13 protein-coding genes are annotated in these 17,402 nt (G+C 63.8%); 4 read left to right on the plus strand and 9 right to left on the minus strand.

Translation table 11 applies throughout. The features are described from left to right. Positions 1 to 37: 37 nt before the first annotated feature. From CKW37_RS08395 to yddG, 4 genes are all read right to left on the minus strand, one after another. The gene (locus CKW37_RS08395; protein ID WP_095155223.1) at positions 38 to 2,464 is read right to left on the minus strand and encodes a TonB-dependent siderophore receptor; all 2,427 of its coding nucleotides are present in this window, start codon (positions 2,462 to 2,464) and stop codon (positions 38 to 40) included. A 74-nt stretch (positions 2,465 to 2,538) separates the two neighbouring features. After that, entirely contained in the window at positions 2,539 to 3,504 is a 966-nt protein-coding gene (locus tag CKW37_RS08400) for a FecR domain-containing protein (protein ID WP_095155224.1), read from the minus strand. Beyond that, entirely contained in the window at positions 3,504 to 4,022 is a 519-nt protein-coding gene (locus CKW37_RS08405) for a sigma-70 family RNA polymerase sigma factor (protein ID WP_095155225.1), read from the minus strand. The genes CKW37_RS08400 and CKW37_RS08405 overlap by 1 nt, the downstream gene beginning before the upstream one ends. A 65-nt stretch (positions 4,023 to 4,087) precedes the next feature. Further along, positions 4,088 to 4,987, minus strand: a complete 900-nt coding sequence (gene yddG / locus CKW37_RS08410) for an aromatic amino acid DMT transporter YddG (protein ID WP_095155226.1) — start codon at positions 4,985 to 4,987, stop codon at positions 4,088 to 4,090. Between the two features lie 234 nt (positions 4,988 to 5,221). On the opposite strand from yddG, the gene CKW37_RS08415 reads away from it, so the two are divergent. Continuing rightward, positions 5,222 to 6,823: a histidine kinase famiy protein gene (locus tag CKW37_RS08415; RefSeq protein ID WP_095155227.1), complete on the plus strand. Its 1,602-nt coding sequence runs from the start codon at positions 5,222 to 5,224 to the stop codon at positions 6,821 to 6,823. A gap of 109 nt (positions 6,824 to 6,932) precedes the next feature. On the opposite strand, the gene tssA is transcribed toward CKW37_RS08415, so the two are convergent. From tssA to CKW37_RS08440, 5 genes are read right to left on the minus strand one after another with little or no spacing between them, the layout of a single operon-like run. Further along, the gene (tssA, locus tag CKW37_RS08420; protein WP_095155228.1) at positions 6,933 to 8,015 is read right to left on the minus strand and encodes a type VI secretion system protein TssA; all 1,083 of its coding nucleotides are present in this window, start codon (positions 8,013 to 8,015) and stop codon (positions 6,933 to 6,935) included. Further along, the gene (locus CKW37_RS08425) at positions 8,012 to 11,818 is read right to left on the minus strand and encodes a type VI secretion protein IcmF/TssM N-terminal domain-containing protein (protein WP_095155229.1); all 3,807 of its coding nucleotides are present in this window, start codon (positions 11,816 to 11,818) and stop codon (positions 8,012 to 8,014) included. The genes tssA and CKW37_RS08425 overlap by 4 nt, the downstream gene beginning before the upstream one ends. Then, entirely contained in the window at positions 11,815 to 12,585 is a 771-nt protein-coding gene (locus CKW37_RS08430; RefSeq protein WP_095155230.1) for a DotU family type IV/VI secretion system protein, read from the minus strand. Before CKW37_RS08430 ends, CKW37_RS08425 begins: the two co-directional genes overlap by 4 nt. A 16-nt stretch (positions 12,586 to 12,601) precedes the next feature. Next, entirely contained in the window at positions 12,602 to 13,939 is a 1,338-nt protein-coding gene (gene tssK / locus CKW37_RS08435; RefSeq protein ID WP_095155231.1) for a type VI secretion system baseplate subunit TssK, read from the minus strand. Between the two features lie 55 nt (positions 13,940 to 13,994). Continuing rightward, positions 13,995 to 14,465, minus strand: coding sequence for a type VI secretion protein (locus tag CKW37_RS08440; RefSeq protein WP_095155232.1), 471 nt, complete (start codon positions 14,463 to 14,465; stop codon positions 13,995 to 13,997). A 199-nt stretch (positions 14,466 to 14,664) separates the two neighbouring features. On the opposite strand from CKW37_RS08440, the gene tssB reads away from it, so the two are divergent. The 3 genes from tssB to CKW37_RS08455 all read left to right on the plus strand — a co-directional run bounded on the left by tssB (position 14,665) and on the right by CKW37_RS08455 (position 17,389). Further along, a complete protein-coding gene (gene tssB, locus CKW37_RS08445; protein ID WP_095155233.1) occupies positions 14,665 to 15,258 on the plus strand; it encodes a type VI secretion system contractile sheath small subunit in 594 nt (197 codons plus the stop codon). Positions 15,259 to 15,318: 60 nt separating this feature from the next. After that, complete coding sequence (gene tssC / locus CKW37_RS08450) at positions 15,319 to 16,812, plus strand: type VI secretion system contractile sheath large subunit (protein WP_095155234.1); 1,494 nt, start codon at positions 15,319 to 15,321, stop codon at positions 16,810 to 16,812. A 79-nt stretch (positions 16,813 to 16,891) separates the two neighbouring features. Continuing rightward, positions 16,892 to 17,389 (plus strand): Hcp family type VI secretion system effector, encoded by a 498-nt coding sequence (locus tag CKW37_RS08455; RefSeq protein WP_095155235.1) that lies wholly within the window; start codon positions 16,892 to 16,894, stop codon positions 17,387 to 17,389. Positions 17,390 to 17,402: the final 13 nt, after the last annotated feature.

The raw sequence follows: 17,402 nt of genomic DNA on the forward strand, positions 1-17,402 counted from the left end.
CGTGACACGGGGGAGCCTTGCGCTCCCCCGTGACCAGTCAGAAGTCCCAGCGGGTGGTGACCATGACGTTGCGCGGGTCGCCGTAGGACACTGAGCTGTAGAAGCCGACGTTGGTGTAGTAGGTCTTGTCGAACACGTTATTGAGGTTGACCGTGGCCGACAGGTTGTCGGTGATTTTGTAGCGGGCCATCAGGTCGACCAGCCAGAAGTCGTCCTGGGTGAATTTCTCTTGAACGCCTTTGGCGCGATTGGTCAGTATTTGCCAGGACTGGCCCTGCCAGCGCGCACCACCACCAACGGTCAGACGCTCCAGCGGGCCTTGCAATTTGTAGGTGGTGTAGAGATTGAACTGGTCCTGCGGCTCCCAGGTGGACACCTTGTCGCCATGCTGGTCACGCACGACTTTGTGGGTGTAGCCGCCCATCAGGTTCCAGCCGGTGGCCAGTTCGCCGCTCATTTCCGCTTCGACGCCCTTGGTGGTCGCGGTGATGCCGTAGTAGGCGTCGTAGAGGTTCGGCAGGGTTGGGTTGGCGTTGTAGTCGCTGTCCGATTCCGGGCGGTTTTTCTCATGGACTTCGAAGTACGCCAGGCTGGCATTCAGGCGACCGTCGAAGAATTCGCCCTTGATGCCCAGCTCGTAGTTCTGGCCTTCGTCAGGCTCGAGCATCTTGTTGGTGCGGTCGCGGTAGTCGGTCTGCGGCAGGAAGATGTCGGTGTAGCTGGCGTATAGCGACAGCTCATCGTTGAGGTCGTAGGTGACGCCGACATAAGGCACGAGGCGCCCGGTTTCGCGAGTGTCACTGGTGCCGGTGATCTTGTAGTTGGCCAGCCGCGCGCCCAGCAGCAGGTGCAACTCGTCAGTGAGGCTGAAGCGCGAGGTCAGGTAGCCACCGGTCTGCCAGGTGGTCTGGTCGGTGCGGTAGCTGACGTCGCCCCAGCCCGGCTCGAGGCCGCTGCCGCCATCCCAGTTCCAGAAGTCGTAGGAGTTGCTGTCGCGGTAGGTCGCGGTCCAGTAGTCCTTGCCTTTCCAGTGCGCCTTGGAAGCGGCCGCGCCGACCACCAGTTGGTGCTCGCGGCCGAACAGCGAGAACGGCCCGCTGAAGTAGACGTCCGCCGAGTCGGTGGTGGTTTCGCCGGTGTACTTGTTGCCGTAGATCGAGGTCACGCCGGTGGTGGCGTTGGGCCGACCCTGGATCGAGCCCAGCGGCGCGTAATAGCCGTTGACCTGGTGGTGCACTTGCGCCTTGCCGACCCATTCGTTGGCGAAGCTGTGTTCCAGGGTGGCGAACACGGTACGGGTGTATTGCTCCCAGCGGCTCCATTCGGCGCCGTTGTTGAACGAGCGCGAGGTGCTGACGCGGTTGCCCTGGCTGTCGTAGATCGGAACGCTGCCGGACCAGCTCGAGCCTTTCGGGTCGTTGTCCTGGTAGTCGGCACCGACGCTCAGCAGGGTGTCGGGGTCGAGGTCGAACTCGAGGATGCCGTAGTAGACGCTGGTCTTGCGCTCGTAGTGGTCGAGGAAGGAGTGCTTGTCCTGGTAGGCCGCCACGGCGCGACCGCGCACGTTGCCGGATTCGCTGAGCGGGCCGCTGACATCCACCTCGGAGCGGTAGTTGTCCCAGCTGCCAGCGCCCAGCTCGACATGGCCCTTGAAGTCAGCAGTCGGCTTCTTGCGCACCAGGTTGATGGTGCCGCCAGGGGCGCCCGCGCCGGTGAGCAGGCCGGTGGCGCCCTTGAGCACTTCGACCCGGTCGTAGATCGCGGTGTCGCTCAGGGTCTGCCCCGCCGAGTAGGCCGCGGTGCGGGTGGTGGGGATACCGTCGTACTGGAAGTTCTGGATCGAGAAACCGCGGGCGTAATAGTTGCTGCGGTCGGAGTCATAGGAAGCAACGGTGATGCCCGGGGTGTGGCGCATCACGTCGTCGATGGAGTTGAGGCCGAAATCGTCCATGTGCTGGCGGGTCACCACGGTGATCGACTGCGGCGTTTCCCGCGGCGTCAGCACCAGCCGCGTGGCGGTGGCGATGGTGCCCGGGGTGTAGGAACCGCTGTCTTCGGTGATGGTGCCAAGCTGGTTGGAAACGACGTTGGTGGCGCCCAATTCCATGACGCTGCCGCTGACCGGCACGGCTTCAATCTGGAAACCGTCCGCGCTGGCCCGGGCCATCAGGCCGCTGCCCTTGAGCACCTGGGCAAAGCCTTCGGCCACGGTGAAGCGGCCGTGGACACCCGGGCTGACAAGCCCCGCCACCTGCTGCGAGCTGACGGAAATCGGCGCGCCGGCGGCCTGGGCATAGCGGCCCAGCACCTCGCCGAGCGGGCCGCCGGCGATATCGAACGCCAGGACCTGCTGCTGGGCGAAGGTCAATACGGGGGCGACAAGGGCAATGCCGCCGAGGGCCAGCCGCAGGCTGAGGCACAGACGGCTGGGACGCAGGGACAGCGCGCGCAACGATGAAGCCATGGTTTCGGTTCTCCTGAGTGTGTTGGCCCAGGGGAGGACGGGCGAAAATCGAAAAGGCGAAGCGGAATTGCAAATTATTTGCGTTCTTCTTCATCCAGTGGTGTCACCCGGGTCAGCCACGGCGTGAAATGCGTGACCTGCAACGGCAATGTGCGCTCCAGCAGGCGCAAGGCGCGATCGCTGTCGTCGGTCGGCAACATTACCGTGACCCGCATGCCGGCCAGTGCCTCGCGGTCGAACGACAACAGTCCCGGACGATGCCGCGCCAGCCGCTCCAGCACATCGCTCAAAGGCTGGTCGGTGACCAGCAATTGATGCTGGGTCCAGGCGCCCTCCTGCGCCGCGACATCCACCGGTTGCACCGCGCCGATGCCGTTGGCGTCCACCCGCACCTGCTCGCCCGCGTTCAGCACCAGGGTGCCGACAGGGCTTTCGATCCGCGTCGACGATTCGAGCATGGTCACCCGCGTGGCGTCGTCGCGGCGCTCGACGATAAACCGCGTGCCCAGCGCGCGGATGCTGCCCTGCGGCGTATCGACATAGAACGGCCGCTGCGCATCCTTGGCCACCTGCACGCGCAGTTCGCCCCGCAGCAGATGGATGCGCCGCTCCTGCGCGTCGAAGCGCCAGTCCACCGCCGAATCGCCGTTGAGACTGATCTCGCTGCCGTCGGCCAGGCGCTGCTCGGTCCAGACGCCGCGTGCGGTGCTCAGGTCTGCCAGCAGGTAGCCGCGCTGCCAGTGCTGATACCCCAGCAACCCCGAGCCGATCAGCAAGCCTGCCAGCGCCAGCGCCTTGATCGCCTGCGCGCGCGGACGGCCCTGGTGCGCACGTCGCAAGGCGGCGCGGGCCGGTTGCCGCGGCAGTTCGGCAAGGGGTGTGAGATGGCCCTGCAAACGGGCGACAGCGGCGGCATGCTGGGGGTCGGCGGCCAGCCAGGCGTGGTACGCCTGACGCGTGGCGGCGTCGGTCTGGTTGTCGAGGCGCACCAGCCATTCGGCGGCCTGACGCAATACGGAAGCGGAAACGGCGACGCTCATCAAGCCTCCTGGGCGACGAGGTCGCAGATCAACAGGGCTTCCACCAGATCCTTCTGCACCGTTCTGATCGAGACGCCGGTCTGGCGGGCAATCTGCTCCTGGCCCAGTCCTTCCAGATGGCGCAACACAAAGGTCTGGCGCACCCGCGGATGCATGCGCGCCAGCGCCCGGTCGATGCCTTCCAGCACCTGGATCGCCTGGAGAATCTGCTCCGGCGACGGCGCTTGCTCCAGGTACGACGCGCAGCGCTCCAGCTCTTCGCGGTAGGCCTGTTCCAGGCGCTGGCGCCGGCCATTGTCGATCAGCAGACGGCGCGCCACCGTGGCCAGAAAGGCCCGCGGTTCGCGCGGCGCGACATAGGTGCCGGCGGTGAGCACACGGATGAAGGTGTCCTGCGCCAGGTCGGCGGCGTTATGCGGGCACTGCGTCCGCCGCCGCAACCAGCCCAGCAACCATCCGTGGTATCCCTGGTACAACGCGTCGAGGGTGTCGCTCCGGGGAGGCTGGCTGGAGTCCATGGCACAATTCGCACAAATGAGAATTATTCATATTAATGCTGGCCATTGAAATGCCGCAAGTGCCATTACGTTGTCGCCGACTTCTGGCGCGTCGCTTGCCAGCAAATCAACGACCCCAGCGTCACCAGCAACGCGCCCTGCCAGAACTGCCCGCTCAGGTGCGCGCCCAGCCAGATCGAGGCGAACGCCGAAGACAGTACCGGGGAAAAATACGACGCAGTGGCCAACAACGTCAGGTTGCCGCGCAGGATACCCAGGTTCCACAGCGCGTAGCCGCCGGCCATGGCCACGCCAGCGGCGAGCAGTTCCAGGCTGTTGCTCGCGGTGAAAGCCGGCAACGGCGCCCCGCTGAAAGCGAACTTGATCCACAGCAGGCAGGCGGTGAGGAAGAAGAACAGCACCACCAGGTTCTGCCCATTGGCATAGCGGCGGGTGACGTTGCAGTAGAGCGCGAAGGTGACCGCGCAGCTCAGCGCCAGGCCGTAACTCAGCGGGTTGGACTGTACGTTGGCGATGATCTGGGCCAGCGAAAAACCATCGCCACTGACCACCCAGAGAATCCCCGACAACGCCAGCGCCGTGCCCGGCACGATCAGCCAGCGGGCGCGCTGGCCGTTCATGAAGATCGCCAGCAGCACCGTGAGGCAGGGCCAGAAGTAATTGAGCACCATCAATTCGATGGCCTGCTGCGCGTCATTGGCGAAGCCCAACGCCAGCGACAGGCAGATTTCATAGGCGACGAACAACGCGCTTCCGCTCAGCAAATAAACCCGGGGTACCGAGCGCAGCCGCGGTCGCCCGAGCAACGCCAGAAGCATCAACGTACCCAGCGTGTAGATCAGCGCCGCGCCGCCGAGCGCGCCGAAGATTTCGCTGATGCTCCTGATCAAGCCGGACGCCGTGCTCCACAGCAGGATCGCCAGCAAACCACACACCGTTGCCGCCCGCGTTCCGCTGATTGTCATGCTTGCTCCCCGCCAAAAGGCGTCGAGTCTAACGGAAACCTCGCACAAGATCGGTTAAAAAACCGCACAGGCAAAGCAACCAACAAGCGGCACGGCGGTCTGGATAAAAATGATGGCACTTGAACCTGCCATCCAACACAGCGACGTTTCAGCCGGTGCCATCACTGGTACGGGGGCGCGCAAAAATTCAGGGTACCGGCCAGGCCGGTCGATGGCAGGAAGAGGAACTGTCCAGTGGCAAATACACCTACACGAGTCGATGACTCTTCGACTGCAGATATCTCCCGTCACCCCAAGGACATCTTTTTCGCGGCGGTGGAAACCACGCGAATGCCGATGATCGTCACCAACCCCAACGCTGCCGACAACCCGATCATCTTCGCCAACGCGGCCTTTCTCGACATGACCGGCTATGACCCCAAGGACATCGTCGGCAAGAACTGCCGGTTCCTCCAGGGCCCGGACACCGACCCCGATGTCGTGACCTCGATCCGCGACGCGATCAAGGGCCGCTACGACTTCGCCACCGAGATCCTCAACTACCGCAAGGACGGCAGCACCTTCTGGAACGCGCTGTTCATCTCGCCGATCTTCAATGAAAAAGGCGAGCTGATTTACTTCTTCGCCTCGCAACTGGATGTCAGTCGGCGCCGGGATGCCGAGGATGCCCTGCGCCAGTCGCAGAAAATGGAAGCGCTGGGCCAGCTCACCGGCGGTATCGCCCACGACTTCAACAACCTGCTGCAAGTCATGAGCGGCTACATCGACCTCATCCGCACCGCCGCGGAAAAGCCCGCGCCGGACATGGACCGGATCCGCCGCAGCACTTTTCACGCCCGCTCCGCCGTCGACAAGGCCAGCACGCTGACCAAGCAACTGCTGGCGTTCTCGCGCAAGCAGAAACTGCAAGGCCGGGTGCTCAACCTCAATCAACTGGTGGAAACCGTCCAGCCGCTGGTGACCCGGACCTTCGGCGACGGCGTGCAGGTCGTATACGACCTCGAACACTCATTGAAAAACTGCCGGATCGACCCGACCCAGGCCGAGGTGGCGCTGCTCAATGTGTTCATCAACGCGCGCGACGCGCTGATCGGGCGCAAGGAACCGCGGGTGTTCATCGAAACCCGCAATGTGCTGGTCCGCGACCTGGCCGTCGCGTCCTACGACGGTCTGCTGCCGGGGAGCTACGTGAGCCTGTCGATCACCGACAACGGCATCGGCATGCCCGCCAGCATTCGCGACCGGGTGATGGACCCGTTCTTCACCACCAAGGAAGAAGGCAAGGGCTCGGGCCTCGGGCTGTCGATGGTCTACGGCTTCGCCAAACAATCCGGCGGCGCCGCGCGGATCTACACCGAGGAAGGCTCCGGCACCACCCTGCGCCTGTATTTCCCGGTGGACAGCGGCACCGTGCTGCCGGTGGAACGACGGCTGACCTCGGAAGCGAAGAACGGCCATGAGACCGTGCTGATTGTCGAAGACCGGCCGGACGTGGCGGAGCTGGCGAAGATGGTGCTTGAGGATTACGGCTACTGCGCCGAGATCGTGCTGAATGCCCGCGAAGCGCTGAAGTGCTACGAAGCCGGCGAGCGTTTCGACCTGCTCTTCACCGACCTGATCATGCCGGGCGGCATGAACGGCGTGATGCTCGCCCGCGAAATCCGCCGCCGCCACCCCGCCACCAAGGTGCTGCTGACCACCGGGTATGCCGAAAGCTCCATCGAGCGCACCGACATTGGCGGTTCGGAGTTCGACGTCATCTCCAAGCCCTACCTGCCCCACGACCTGGCGCGCAAGGTGCGGCAGATTCTGGATTCGCCGGGGGGGATTGCTTGAGGGTTGTTTAGCGCCTTCACGTTCGGCGCATCGCGAGCAAGCTCGCTCCTACACCTGACGCGCCCCCTGTAGGAGCGAGCTTGCTCGCGATAGGCCGCGTCTGCCCCCCCTACAAAACCCCCATCAAGGTCCACAACCGCCTCGCCTCGGCATCGGAACTGATCAATTCCCCCAGCAATTCCCGCAACGGCTTGTTCCCCCACTCCACGCCCCGGCGAATCAGGTACGGCACCGGGCTGTGGGGTTCGGTGCGGGCCAGGTAATCCGCGATCACCAGCAACTGCCGATAGGCTTCATCACGGGTACGGGGTTCGGTGGACGGCAGGCGGGTTTCAGTGACGGGGGCATCCATCGTCGGTGGGCTCTCCGGTTGTGGCTCGGGGGTTTCGACAGGAACAACCTGCGGCGGATGCAGGGCGACGAATTCTTTAAGCAGGGTTTCCAGCGTCTGCAGGACCGTGCGCAATTGCGCGAAAGCCGGCGCGGAATCGCCCAGGTGACGGTCGCACCAGCCATCGAGCAGCAGCAGTTGCGCCTGTCCGTTCTGCACCGCCAGCAGCCCTTGCTGCCACCAGCTCAGGGGCGTGAGGCGCACCTGCTCGCTGATTTTCTTCTGCAACGCATGGGCCGCCTCGGCGGCGACCTTGGCCGGTTTGCTGTCGTTGACCTGGACCTGGCGAAGCTTCATCTGTTGCCAGTCTTGCAGGCTGAAGCGTTCGACATCGCCCGGCGTCTGCGGCAGCAGTTGCAGGCGCGACAACAGCACCTCTTTGTAGCGCGTCGCCACCCATTCCAGTGGCGCGGCACGCCAGTCCACGTCACCGTTCTCGACCAGCGGATGCACCTCGTCGGGGTAGCGCTCGCACAGCCCGCCCAGCAACGCCAGGGCGTTGACCACGCCGGCCATGCCTTCGCGGTGCAACCAGGCTTCGCCGAGCCAGGCGGCGACCATCAGGTCTTTGCTGCGCTCACGCAACACCTGGGTGGCCTGCCGCTCAAGGCCGGCCCAATCGGCGCGCTTGACCTCGTTGGTGGACCAGACGCCGGTGGGCAACGTGGTGTCTTCTTCTCGGCGCATTTCTCGCATCACGGCGAAGACCGCGTCATAGGTCAGGCTGGGGCCACACGGCGACTCGGCGGAAATGGGTTCGAGCAACTGGCCGACCCGCTGGGAAAAGCCGGGTGAGGTCATGGGTAATCTCCTGTATCAGCCACCGAACGCGGCGCGTAGCCGAACGGTGAAAGCGGTGCCTGGACCGGCAACGGGTGAATGGACAACGGCGCCTTGCCGCCCTGGCTCATCAGCGACAGGCGCAGGAACATCAGGGTCTGGTTCTCTTCCTCAGGCTGAGCGTGCACCGGCACTTCCAGGCTCAGCGGGAACTCGGTGTAGTCGACGTTCGGCTGGCGCAGCATGGAGCTGTGGGCGCTGATCAGGCGCAGCAGCGCCCAAGGGCCCTGGTACTGCCATTCGGCTTCCAGGCCGCTGACATGCAGTTGCTGTTGCGAAGGATCGTTGACCGGTCGCTGGGTGCCGTCTCGCGCCCAACGCAGGCGCAGGCTTAACGGCTGGCCAACGCTCCAGTGCAGCACTTGATCCTCGCCAGGGTGGACGATCTCGCGATTACCCGCGCCCAGCGCCCAGGTGATGACCTGATCGGCGCCGCGCTCGCTGTCGCGGTCGGTGCGCCAGCGCACTTCCATGTCGATCCCGGACAGCCCGGCGTTATCCCGCACCAGCATGGCGCCGAGCCACGGCCGCGCCCGCGCCACGCGGTCGAGGAACTCGCTGGCGGCGGCGCGATCGCGGGAAGCCAACAGGCCGAGGCCGTCGCGGGCCTGGGGCAAGCGGTTGTCGATCAGGGTCAGGAAGTACTGCACCCGCGCCGGGTCGGCGTCCGGTGCGCGCTGATCGGTAGCGAACGGGAAACGCCCGGCCAGGTACTGGTTGAAGTAGCCGGCCAGCTCGTTCCAGGCACTGGACACCGCCTGGCGCTGCAAAAACTGGCAGCGCTGCAAAGCGTTCTGCTGCAGGCTGATCCAGCGCTGGGTCAGTTGCCCGGTGGCATGCGGCGCATTGGCCGAGAGCAGGATTTTCAGGCAACTGCTCTGGTCCATGTCGTTGAAGTCGCGAACGATCAATTGGGTGATCAACGCGGGCGAACTGGACGGGTTCTGCGCCTTGTACTTGGTCATCTCCTCGCCCAGCGAATGAAAGCGCGTGACCAGTTCCGACTCGCTCAGGTTGAGGTTGGGCAACTGGGTCATCAGCCATTCCAGCGCCGGCGCGGCCTGCTCGGTAATCACCGTGATGACGCCGAACTGCTGGTCGAGGCTGCTCTTCAGGTCTTGCGCATCGACCGCGCGGAACAGTCGCAGACCGAAGTCCTTCGTGCCGTCCCACTGGTTGATGTCGGCACGGTCACGGAACACCGGTTGCTGAAACACTTCCTCGATGGCTTGCGCCACATCGGCCAGCGCGCTCTGGTTCAGCGCGGTCTGCAAGCCGCCGGCCAGCTCCGGTCGCTGCAACTGCATCAGCGCACGGTGTACCGCCACGGCCTGGTCGGTGCGGACCTGGAACGACGGCAGGCTTTCCAGTTCGCTCAGCGGGGTCTGCCGGTTGAGGCTCAGCCACATGGCATCGGCGGCGGTGTTTTCGGCGGTCTTGAGCAAGGCGTTGCGGTACACCGGCGGGATGCCCGCCATCGACTCATGGGCGTATGTCTTGTAGCTCTCGTAGTAACTCTGGGCCAGGCGCAGGCCTTCGCTGTCGACATGGCTCAACTGATCGCTGTCGCCCGTTCCGTCCTCACGCAGGGCACGGGCAACGAAGTCGCGCTTGAGCAGCAGGTTGATCGCGCTGTGCAGGTGGATGATGCGTTCCTGCAAGGCCAGTTGCCCGGTGGTGGTCTGCACCATCAGGCTTTTGCTCGACGCGCCCTGCGCCACCCACTGCTCCTTGAAATGGAACTGCATCTGCTCGGCGCGACGCTCGATTTCCTCGGCCACCGCCGGGCCCAGCACCTTGCTCTGGCGCACTTGCGCGAGCAGATCGCTGTAGCCGGCGACCAGGTCCTGGCCCTTGCCGCGGCTCCAGTTGGAGTTGGTCAGGTCGATGGAGGCTTGCAGGTCCTCGATCAGCGCGTCCATGTGCTCCAGTTCCTTGAGGGTCTGCGGCGCACCGGCCTCCAGGCGGTCAAGGTAGAGCTTGAGGTAACCAGCCGAGCTGATGAAGCCGTCGGTGCGGAAGTAATGGCCCAGCCAGCTTTCCATCAACTGGTTGAAGTTGGCGGTGATGGTGTTGCGGTGCAGCGACAGGTCCAGCGGCTTGAGCGGCGAAATGCCCTGCGCCACCAGCAGACGGTTGTAGAACCCTTCGCGCGGCAGGGTTCCGGCATTCAGGTTGAGGTCCAGGGTCTGATTGCTCAGCGGGATCAACTGGTCGAGCGGGGTTTTCGGGTTGGCCAGGGCCTGGGTGTAGAGGCTGGCGGCCTGCTCCAGGCGGTTGACCTTCTGCACCAGTTCGCGGGCCTTGAGGTAGCTCGGCCATTGCGCCGGATCGCCGTCCTGCGCCGAACTGCGGCGACTGTTGTCGTTGATCGCCAGGACATCGTTCAGGTCAGCCTGCAACAGGTCGTGGATCGGCTGACGCATATGACTCATGGACGTATGCTGCAACACCTGGTCCAGACGGTCATCCAGCGAGGAGAACCATGAGGTCGGATACGCCAGCGAGGTGAAATGCCAGCGCGGTGCGCGCTCCAGCACAGTCCAGAAGGCCTGCACGTTGTGCCGGGTCAGCTCCTTGCGGTGGCTGTCGTCGCTGAGGGCGACGTAATCGTTCTGCGCGTTCTGCAACAGCCGCGACAACTCGCCGGCATCGCGTACCGAGTCGTTCCAGACCCAGGCCATCGCCAGCACCCAGACCAGCCCCACTACCGCCGCACCGATCGCGACGACCCGCTGCCAACGCTGGCGCAGTTGCAGCAGCCGCGGGATCGGTTGGGCCAGGCCGCGCTCGGCATTGATCCGTTGCTGCCAGAGGCCATGGGCAAAGACGTTTTCCTGCAACGGCTGATCCAGCGCGGTCAACGCCTCGGCGTTGCCCTGGAACGCCTGGGCGCCAGTGAAGTACAGCCCGCGCAGAACCGGTGCCTCGCCGTGGGTATTGCCCTGGAACACCGGCCACAACAGCATCTGCAGGTTGCGGCGCAGGCCATCGATGCGCTGCGGCAGCGCGTCGAGGTCATCGTGCAATTCACCGGACAGGGTGCCCATCTGGATGATCGCCTCGGACAGCGCCTGGCTGACCTGCTGCATGGCGTCTTCGGTCCACTGCGACTGCCAGGTCGCATCGGCGGCATACGGCGACGACCAGCCCAGCATCTGCCGACGGGTTTCTTCCGGCAGGGCATTGGCCAGTTCCTGGAAGCCCGGCACGGCCTCCATGCCGGTGATCACCACATACACCGGCAGGCTCATGCCCAGCCGGTGCAGCAAGTCGATGAAGCGGCGCCGGGCGTCCAGGCCCAGGGTCGCGGCGCGGTCGGCATCCAGCAGGTCGGCGGCGGCGACGGTCCAGATCACGCCGTCCAGCGGCCGACGCGAACGCAGCCGCAGCAACAGGCCGAGCAGGGTCCACCAGCCACCGGCCTGCTTCATGCCCTCACCGGGCAGGAACACCGATTGCGGCACCACCAGCACCGCGCCGGACGGATCGGACCACCAGCGCCCGAACCAGGCCGGCTTGTCGATGGCATTGAGGTTCCAGCTCGCGCACAACTGCGCGCCCTGCACCTCGTCACCGAGCATCAGCATCCACGGTGCCTGATAGCGCCCGCCGACGCCCTGATCGTGCTCCATCTGGCGCACGGCAAAATAGAAGCTGCGCACGGCGGCGCCATTGCGGTTGCGCAGCCAGACCACCAGCAGTACCAGAAGCAGCAGGATGACGACGATGCCGATCACCCAACCCAGCGTCGACAGGCTCATGAAGTTGGCTCCTGGACCTGGAAGGGTGTCGCCAGGTGCAGCACCGGCGACAGCTCGTCGCCGATATCACGCCAGAACAGGTGACCGACGCCGATCAGCAACAAGGTGATGCCCAGCACCAGCAAGCCGAGGCGCAGGCCATCGGGCATCGACTCGCGCACCGGCAACTGCTGCGGCACGACACTGGCCGGCTCGGCCAGCAAGGCACTGACGTTGGCGTAATCCGGGTCACGCTGGCGGGTCAGGTTGAACAGCGCATGCCGCCATTTGGCATGCAGCGCTTCGCCGCCGGGGCCGCGCAGGCGGCCGTGGAAACCGAGGATCAGGCACAACAGGTAAACGTTGCCGAGGTCGCGGCTGGTGGGGGCTTGTTCGTCGAGCAGGCGCTTGATTTCCACCGGCACCCGGTCACCCGCCTGGCGGCTCGAATACAAACGCAGCTCCAGCGGCCGCTCCTGCCATTCGGGCTGGCCCGGCCAGTCGGCGAACAACAGGGTTTCGTCCACCAGCGCGACAAAGGCATAGACCATCGCCTTGATCTGCAAAGGCGCCGAGTCGCCGACGCTGGCGAACGCGGTGCGCCACAGACGGCGGGTGGCTTGGGTGGACAGCTCGACCACCTGTTCGAGCAATTGCCCGGTGTCTTCGGCGCGCTTGTCCAGCTCGTTCCAGGCTGCCAACCACTCCTGCCACGCCTCGCGAAAGGCGTTGGTCAGCGGAGCGTCCTGCACGCCGCGAAAGCGCGATACGGCAATCCCTTCTGGCATAGGTGTCCTTACCGTGTCAGGCGACTTCTTCGTGGTTGTCGTCAATCAACAAAACAATCTGCCAAGGCTTGAAGGTTTCCCCATTCCCCGGCGAAACGATCTGCAACGGCAATTGCGGGTTGAACCAGTGCTCGCCCGTATCGATCTCGAACAGCCGGGTCTCGCTACCCACGCCACTGGCGGCCTGCCGGGCCAGGTCCAGGGCGCTGTGCTTGAGGCCCGGTCGACGCTGGCGAGCGAGGTCAGCGACATTGCCGGCCGAGGCGATGATGGTCCGCCCCAGCCACAGCGAAGCGTCTGGCTCGGGTGCTCCGGGTGGCATGCGCAGGCCGACCAGCAACGGACGGGAGGGATCGAAAGACGGCAACTGGATCTCGTAGACGTTGCCCTTCTGTTCGAACGGCACGCTGCGCAGCCCTTCGCGGACTTTCTTCAGACTGCGTTCCAGCCAGTCGAGGACTTCGTCATAGCCGCGGTACAGGTCAAGAAACTCCAGCGGAGAAAACGCCGGCACGCCGTTGACCGGATCCAGCGCCGCCCAACTTCCGGCCATGCCCAACAGCAGGCCGTGCAGCGCCTGGGGTGTGGCGATGCCGCTGTAGAGCGCGCCCTCGACTTCTGGCAATCGCGCCCACAGCGCCGCCGACTGGCTGCGCAATACCCGGGCGCGGGCGGGGTCGCCTTCGAGCTCGACGCCCTGCAGGCGCACGCCGATCGACCCGCACTTTTCCCGCACCATGGCGCACAACTTCAGCACCCGCTGCCCCAGCACCGATTGCGGCGTAACCCGCGGGCTCGGCGCGACGAAGTCGGGCAAGGCCTTGTACACGCCGTTTTCCTTGCGCACGCGGATCAGCGGCAGGCACACGCTGTCGGCCTTGTCGCGGTCGGTGACCAGGCGCGGCGCGGGCTTCCAGACGGTGACGCGTTCATCGTCCAGGCCGCTGTCGAGATTGGGCACCGGCTCGCTCAGTTCCGACTGCCAACGCCCCTCCATCGGGCGCAGGCGCTGGCCTTGCCAGAGCGGGTTGAACGCCAGGTAGACAGTGACGGTGGAGGTCTCGGAATCCTTCACCGGCTTGGCCAGGTCCAGCTCAAGCTGGGTTTCCTGCGCCGCGCCGAGGCTGACCGGCATGCCGTCGGGCATGGTCGCCTCCAGGCTCAGCAGGCGCAGTTTGCCGGCCACCAGCGCGGCGGGGTCGTGTTCGAAATGCGCTACGCCCCAATACCAGGGGTTGGCAGCCAGTGCCAGGTGGGCCGCCATGGCCTCGGCCCGCAGCCCTTGCAACTGAAAATGCTGGGGCAGCAATTGCATGCCTTCGTACCAGCAGACCACATCAGGTCGCACGCTCATAAAGTCCCTTCACATCCTGTATCTGGCGTATGGCCAAGCGCGGCGGCGGCCGCGGTCAGCGTGTGTTCTGGTCGAGCAGGGTCATTTCACGGCTGTCGAATTTCAAGCGGATGCTGCGCTGGTCTTCAAGGCGCAAGCGATGGGCGCCCGGACTTTGATAATTGGCAAATACCAGAAGTCCAACCGACGGCTTTCCATCAAGCGGGAAAGTTGACGATTCAATCAACTGTCCAGGCACTAGCTCCATGCCCCAAACATGCAAGTACTGACGAAAGTCGCGCTGATATTGTTCACGCGTGGCAAACCATTGTTTTGCTGTCAGCCCGGACAACTTTCCAAGCAGGTCAACATCGTTGGCGGCCACGAAATCCACGGCGATCGGCGAATCATCGTTTGCGCGCAAAGCAACATCCAGGGTGACGCCATCGACACTAACCTTGGATCCAAACAATGAACATCCGGCCATTGCCGAGGCTGTCAAAAGTACCGCCAAAATCTTGATGGATATGAACTTTTTAAGACGCATGATGATCCAAGAAAAGTTTTATTTGCATTTCGGCATGCCTGTTATAGCATCCATGCCAATTCGCCACCATGACGAATTGAGGTGATTGCGGAAAACAGGAACCTCGACAAGAGCGTGTCCACGCCGCGGTCTAGCAAGGGATTGCGATCAGTGGGAAACCGTTGCATTGCGCCCGCCTTCTGCATCGGAGTCAGCCACTATGGTAGAAAGTATTCAGCACAAGCTGGACAGGGTCCGTCCGCCTCGCGTGCAGATCACCTATGACGTAGAAACCGGTAACGCCATCGAGAAAAAGGAATTGCCTCTGGTGGTTGGTGTTCTTGCCGATCTCTCGGGTGCCACGCAGAACCCGGCCAAGCTCAACGAGCGCCGCTTCGTCGACATCGACAGCGATAACTTCGACAAAGTCGTCGAATCCATCGCCCCCAGCGTCACCGTCAACGTCAAGAACACCCTCAACAAAGAAGGCAATCCCCTCAGCGCGAAGCTCAGCTTCAGCAAGATCGAGGACTTCGACCCCGTCAACGTGGTGAAGAAAGTCGAGCCGCTCAAGGTGCTGTTCGAAGCCCGTGAGCGCCTGCGCGACTTGCTGACCAAGCTCGACGGCAACGACAAGCTCGACGAACTGCTCAAGGAAGTGCTCAAGAGCACCGAAGCAGACCTGGAAGCGATCAAGGCCGCCCGCTCCGGCACCACCGCCAGCACTGGCGAAGTCAAGAAAGACGAGACGCCGCCCGGGACAAAAGACGATGACGTAGTGCCTGGCGAGAACACCGAGACCAAGACCGAGTAATCGGTCCAGCCCCTCCTGACTCGCACGTCTGATCCCCCCTCTGCTCCCGGAGACACCACCATGCCCGCGTCAAGCACCGAGAATCAAAGCGAAGGCAGCACCCAGACCCTCACCCTGCTGGAAAAGATCATCAAGGAAGGCCAGATCGTTCATGACGACAGTCAGAAGGTCTATGCCCAGGACATGATCGCCGAGTTCGCCAGCCAGGTTCTGGAAAAGGCCCTCGCCGCCAGCCAGGGTCAAGACACTGACACCCGCGCCCTGATCAACAACCGCATCAGCCAGATCGACAAGCTGATCAGCGACCAGCTCAACGAAATCCTCCACGACGAAGCCTTCCAGAAGCTCGAAGCGTCCTGGCGCGGCCTGCACATGCTGGTGAGCAACACCGAAACCGGCACCCGTCTGAAACTGCGCCTGCTCAACGTCTCGCAGAACGAGCTGAGCAAGGACCTGACCCGCGCCGTCGACTTCGACCAGACCGTCCTGTTCAAGAAGATCTACGAAGAGGAATACGGCACCTTCGGTGGCTACCCGTTCAGCGCCCTGGTTGGCGACTACTACTTCGGCCGTCACCCGCAGGACATCGCCCTGCTGACCAAGCTCTCCGAAGTTGCCGCCGCCGCTCACGCGCCATTCATTGCCGCCGCCAGCCCGCTGCTGTTCGACATGAAGCAGTTCAACGACCTGTCGGTTCCCAAGGACCTGGCCAAAGTCTTCGAAAGCCTGGAACTGGGCCCATGGCGTGATTTCCGCGCCACCGAGGACTCGCGCTACGTGTCCCTGGTGCTGCCGCGCTTCCTCCTGCGCCTGCCTTACGGCAAGGACACCCTGCCGGTCGACGGCATGGACTTCAACGAAGACGTCGCCGGCGCCGACGGCAAGAAATACCTCTGGGGCAACGCCGCCTGGGCCCTGGCCCAACGCCTCACCGACGCCTATGCCAAATACGGCTGGGGCGCGGCGATCCGTGGCGCTGAAAGTGGCGGTGCGGTAACCAACCTGCCGCAGCACACCTTCAAGACCGCCTCCGGCGACCTGACCTTGAAGTGCCCGACCGAAATCGCCATCACCGACCGCCGCGAGAAAGAGCTGAACGACCTCGGCTTCATCTCCCTGTGCCACAAGAAAAACACCGGCACTGCCGTGTTCTTCGGCGGCCAGACCACCAACAAGCCACGCGCCTACAACACCAACGAGGCCAACGCCAACGCGCGCGTCTCGAGCATGTTGCCGTACGTGCTGGCGTCGTCGCGCTTCGCTCATTACCTCAAGGTAATCATGCGCGACAAGGTCGGCAGCTTCATGACCCGCGACAACGTACAGACCTACCTGAACAACTGGATCGCCGACTACGTGCTGATCAACGATAACGCCCCTCAGGAAATCAAGGCCCAGTACCCGTTGCGCGAAGCCCGTGTGGATGTTTCCGAAGTGCCTGGCAAGCCAGGCGCCTACCGTGCCACCGTGTTCCTGCGTCCGCACTTCCAGCTGGAAGAACTGACCGCTTCGATCCGCCTGGTCGCGACCCTGCCGCCTTCGGCAGCCGCCTGACCGTGACTCCCGCGGGTTCGCCCGCGGGAGCCGCTCCCCCTCTTTCATTCCAAATTTCTAGCAGCAGGAGCTTTACGCGATGGATGCGATCATTCTGGACCTGGGCGACGACATCAAAGGTGACAGCCAGCTCGAAGGCTTCACGGACAAGATCGAAATCATGTCCTACAGCCACAACGTCGCCATGCAGGTCACCAACGACGTCAGTAACACCGAGCGGACCTCGGGCAAGCCGCATGTCGGCGAGTTCACCCTGACCAAGTTCGTCGACACGTCCACCCCCAACCTGAACCTGTACTGCACCTCCGGCAAGGCGATTGCCCAGGCCAAGATCACCATCGGCCGTAACGCCGCCGAAGGCAGCGGGCAGATTCTCCCGTTCATCGTCTACACCCTCGACAACGTGGTGTTCTCCAACGTCAGCGTCAGCGGCGGTACCGGTGGCAAGCCGGTGGAAACCATTTCCCTGAACTTCACCAAGATCAAGTGGGAACTGACCACGCAGAAATACGACGGCGTCAAGGAAGGCACGGCCGCCACTACCTGGGACATGAAACTCAACAAGGCAGGCAGCTAAGTCGCGGTAGTCG

The organism is Pseudomonas sp. Irchel 3E13 (assembly GCF_900187455.1).
GTDB lineage: Bacteria > Pseudomonadota > Gammaproteobacteria > Pseudomonadales > Pseudomonadaceae > Aquipseudomonas.

Coding starts and splice junctions, on each gene's coding strand:
- CKW37_RS08395 (WP_095155223.1), bottom strand. CDS start 2,464: ATGGCTTCATCGTTGCGCGCGCTGTCCCTGCGTCCCAGCCGTCTGTGC.
- CKW37_RS08400 (WP_095155224.1), bottom strand. CDS start 3,504: ATGAGCGTCGCCGTTTCCGCTTCCGTATTGCGTCAGGCCGCCGAATGG.
- CKW37_RS08405 (WP_095155225.1), bottom strand. CDS start 4,022: ATGGACTCCAGCCAGCCTCCCCGGAGCGACACCCTCGACGCGTTGTAC.
- yddG (WP_095155226.1), bottom strand. CDS start 4,987: ATGACAATCAGCGGAACGCGGGCGGCAACGGTGTGTGGTTTGCTGGCG.
- tssA (WP_095155228.1), bottom strand. CDS start 8,015: ATGACCTCACCCGGCTTTTCCCAGCGGGTCGGCCAGTTGCTCGAACCC.
- CKW37_RS08425 (WP_095155229.1), bottom strand. CDS start 11,818: ATGAGCCTGTCGACGCTGGGTTGGGTGATCGGCATCGTCGTCATCCTG.
- CKW37_RS08430 (WP_095155230.1), bottom strand. CDS start 12,585: ATGCCAGAAGGGATTGCCGTATCGCGCTTTCGCGGCGTGCAGGACGCT.
- tssK (WP_095155231.1), bottom strand. CDS start 13,939: ATGAGCGTGCGACCTGATGTGGTCTGCTGGTACGAAGGCATGCAATTG.
- CKW37_RS08440 (WP_095155232.1), bottom strand. CDS start 14,465: ATGCGTCTTAAAAAGTTCATATCCATCAAGATTTTGGCGGTACTTTTG.
- tssB (WP_095155233.1), top strand. CDS start 14,665: ATGGTAGAAAGTATTCAGCACAAGCTGGACAGGGTCCGTCCGCCTCGC.
- tssC (WP_095155234.1), top strand. CDS start 15,319: ATGCCCGCGTCAAGCACCGAGAATCAAAGCGAAGGCAGCACCCAGACC.
- CKW37_RS08455 (WP_095155235.1), top strand. CDS start 16,892: ATGGATGCGATCATTCTGGACCTGGGCGACGACATCAAAGGTGACAGC.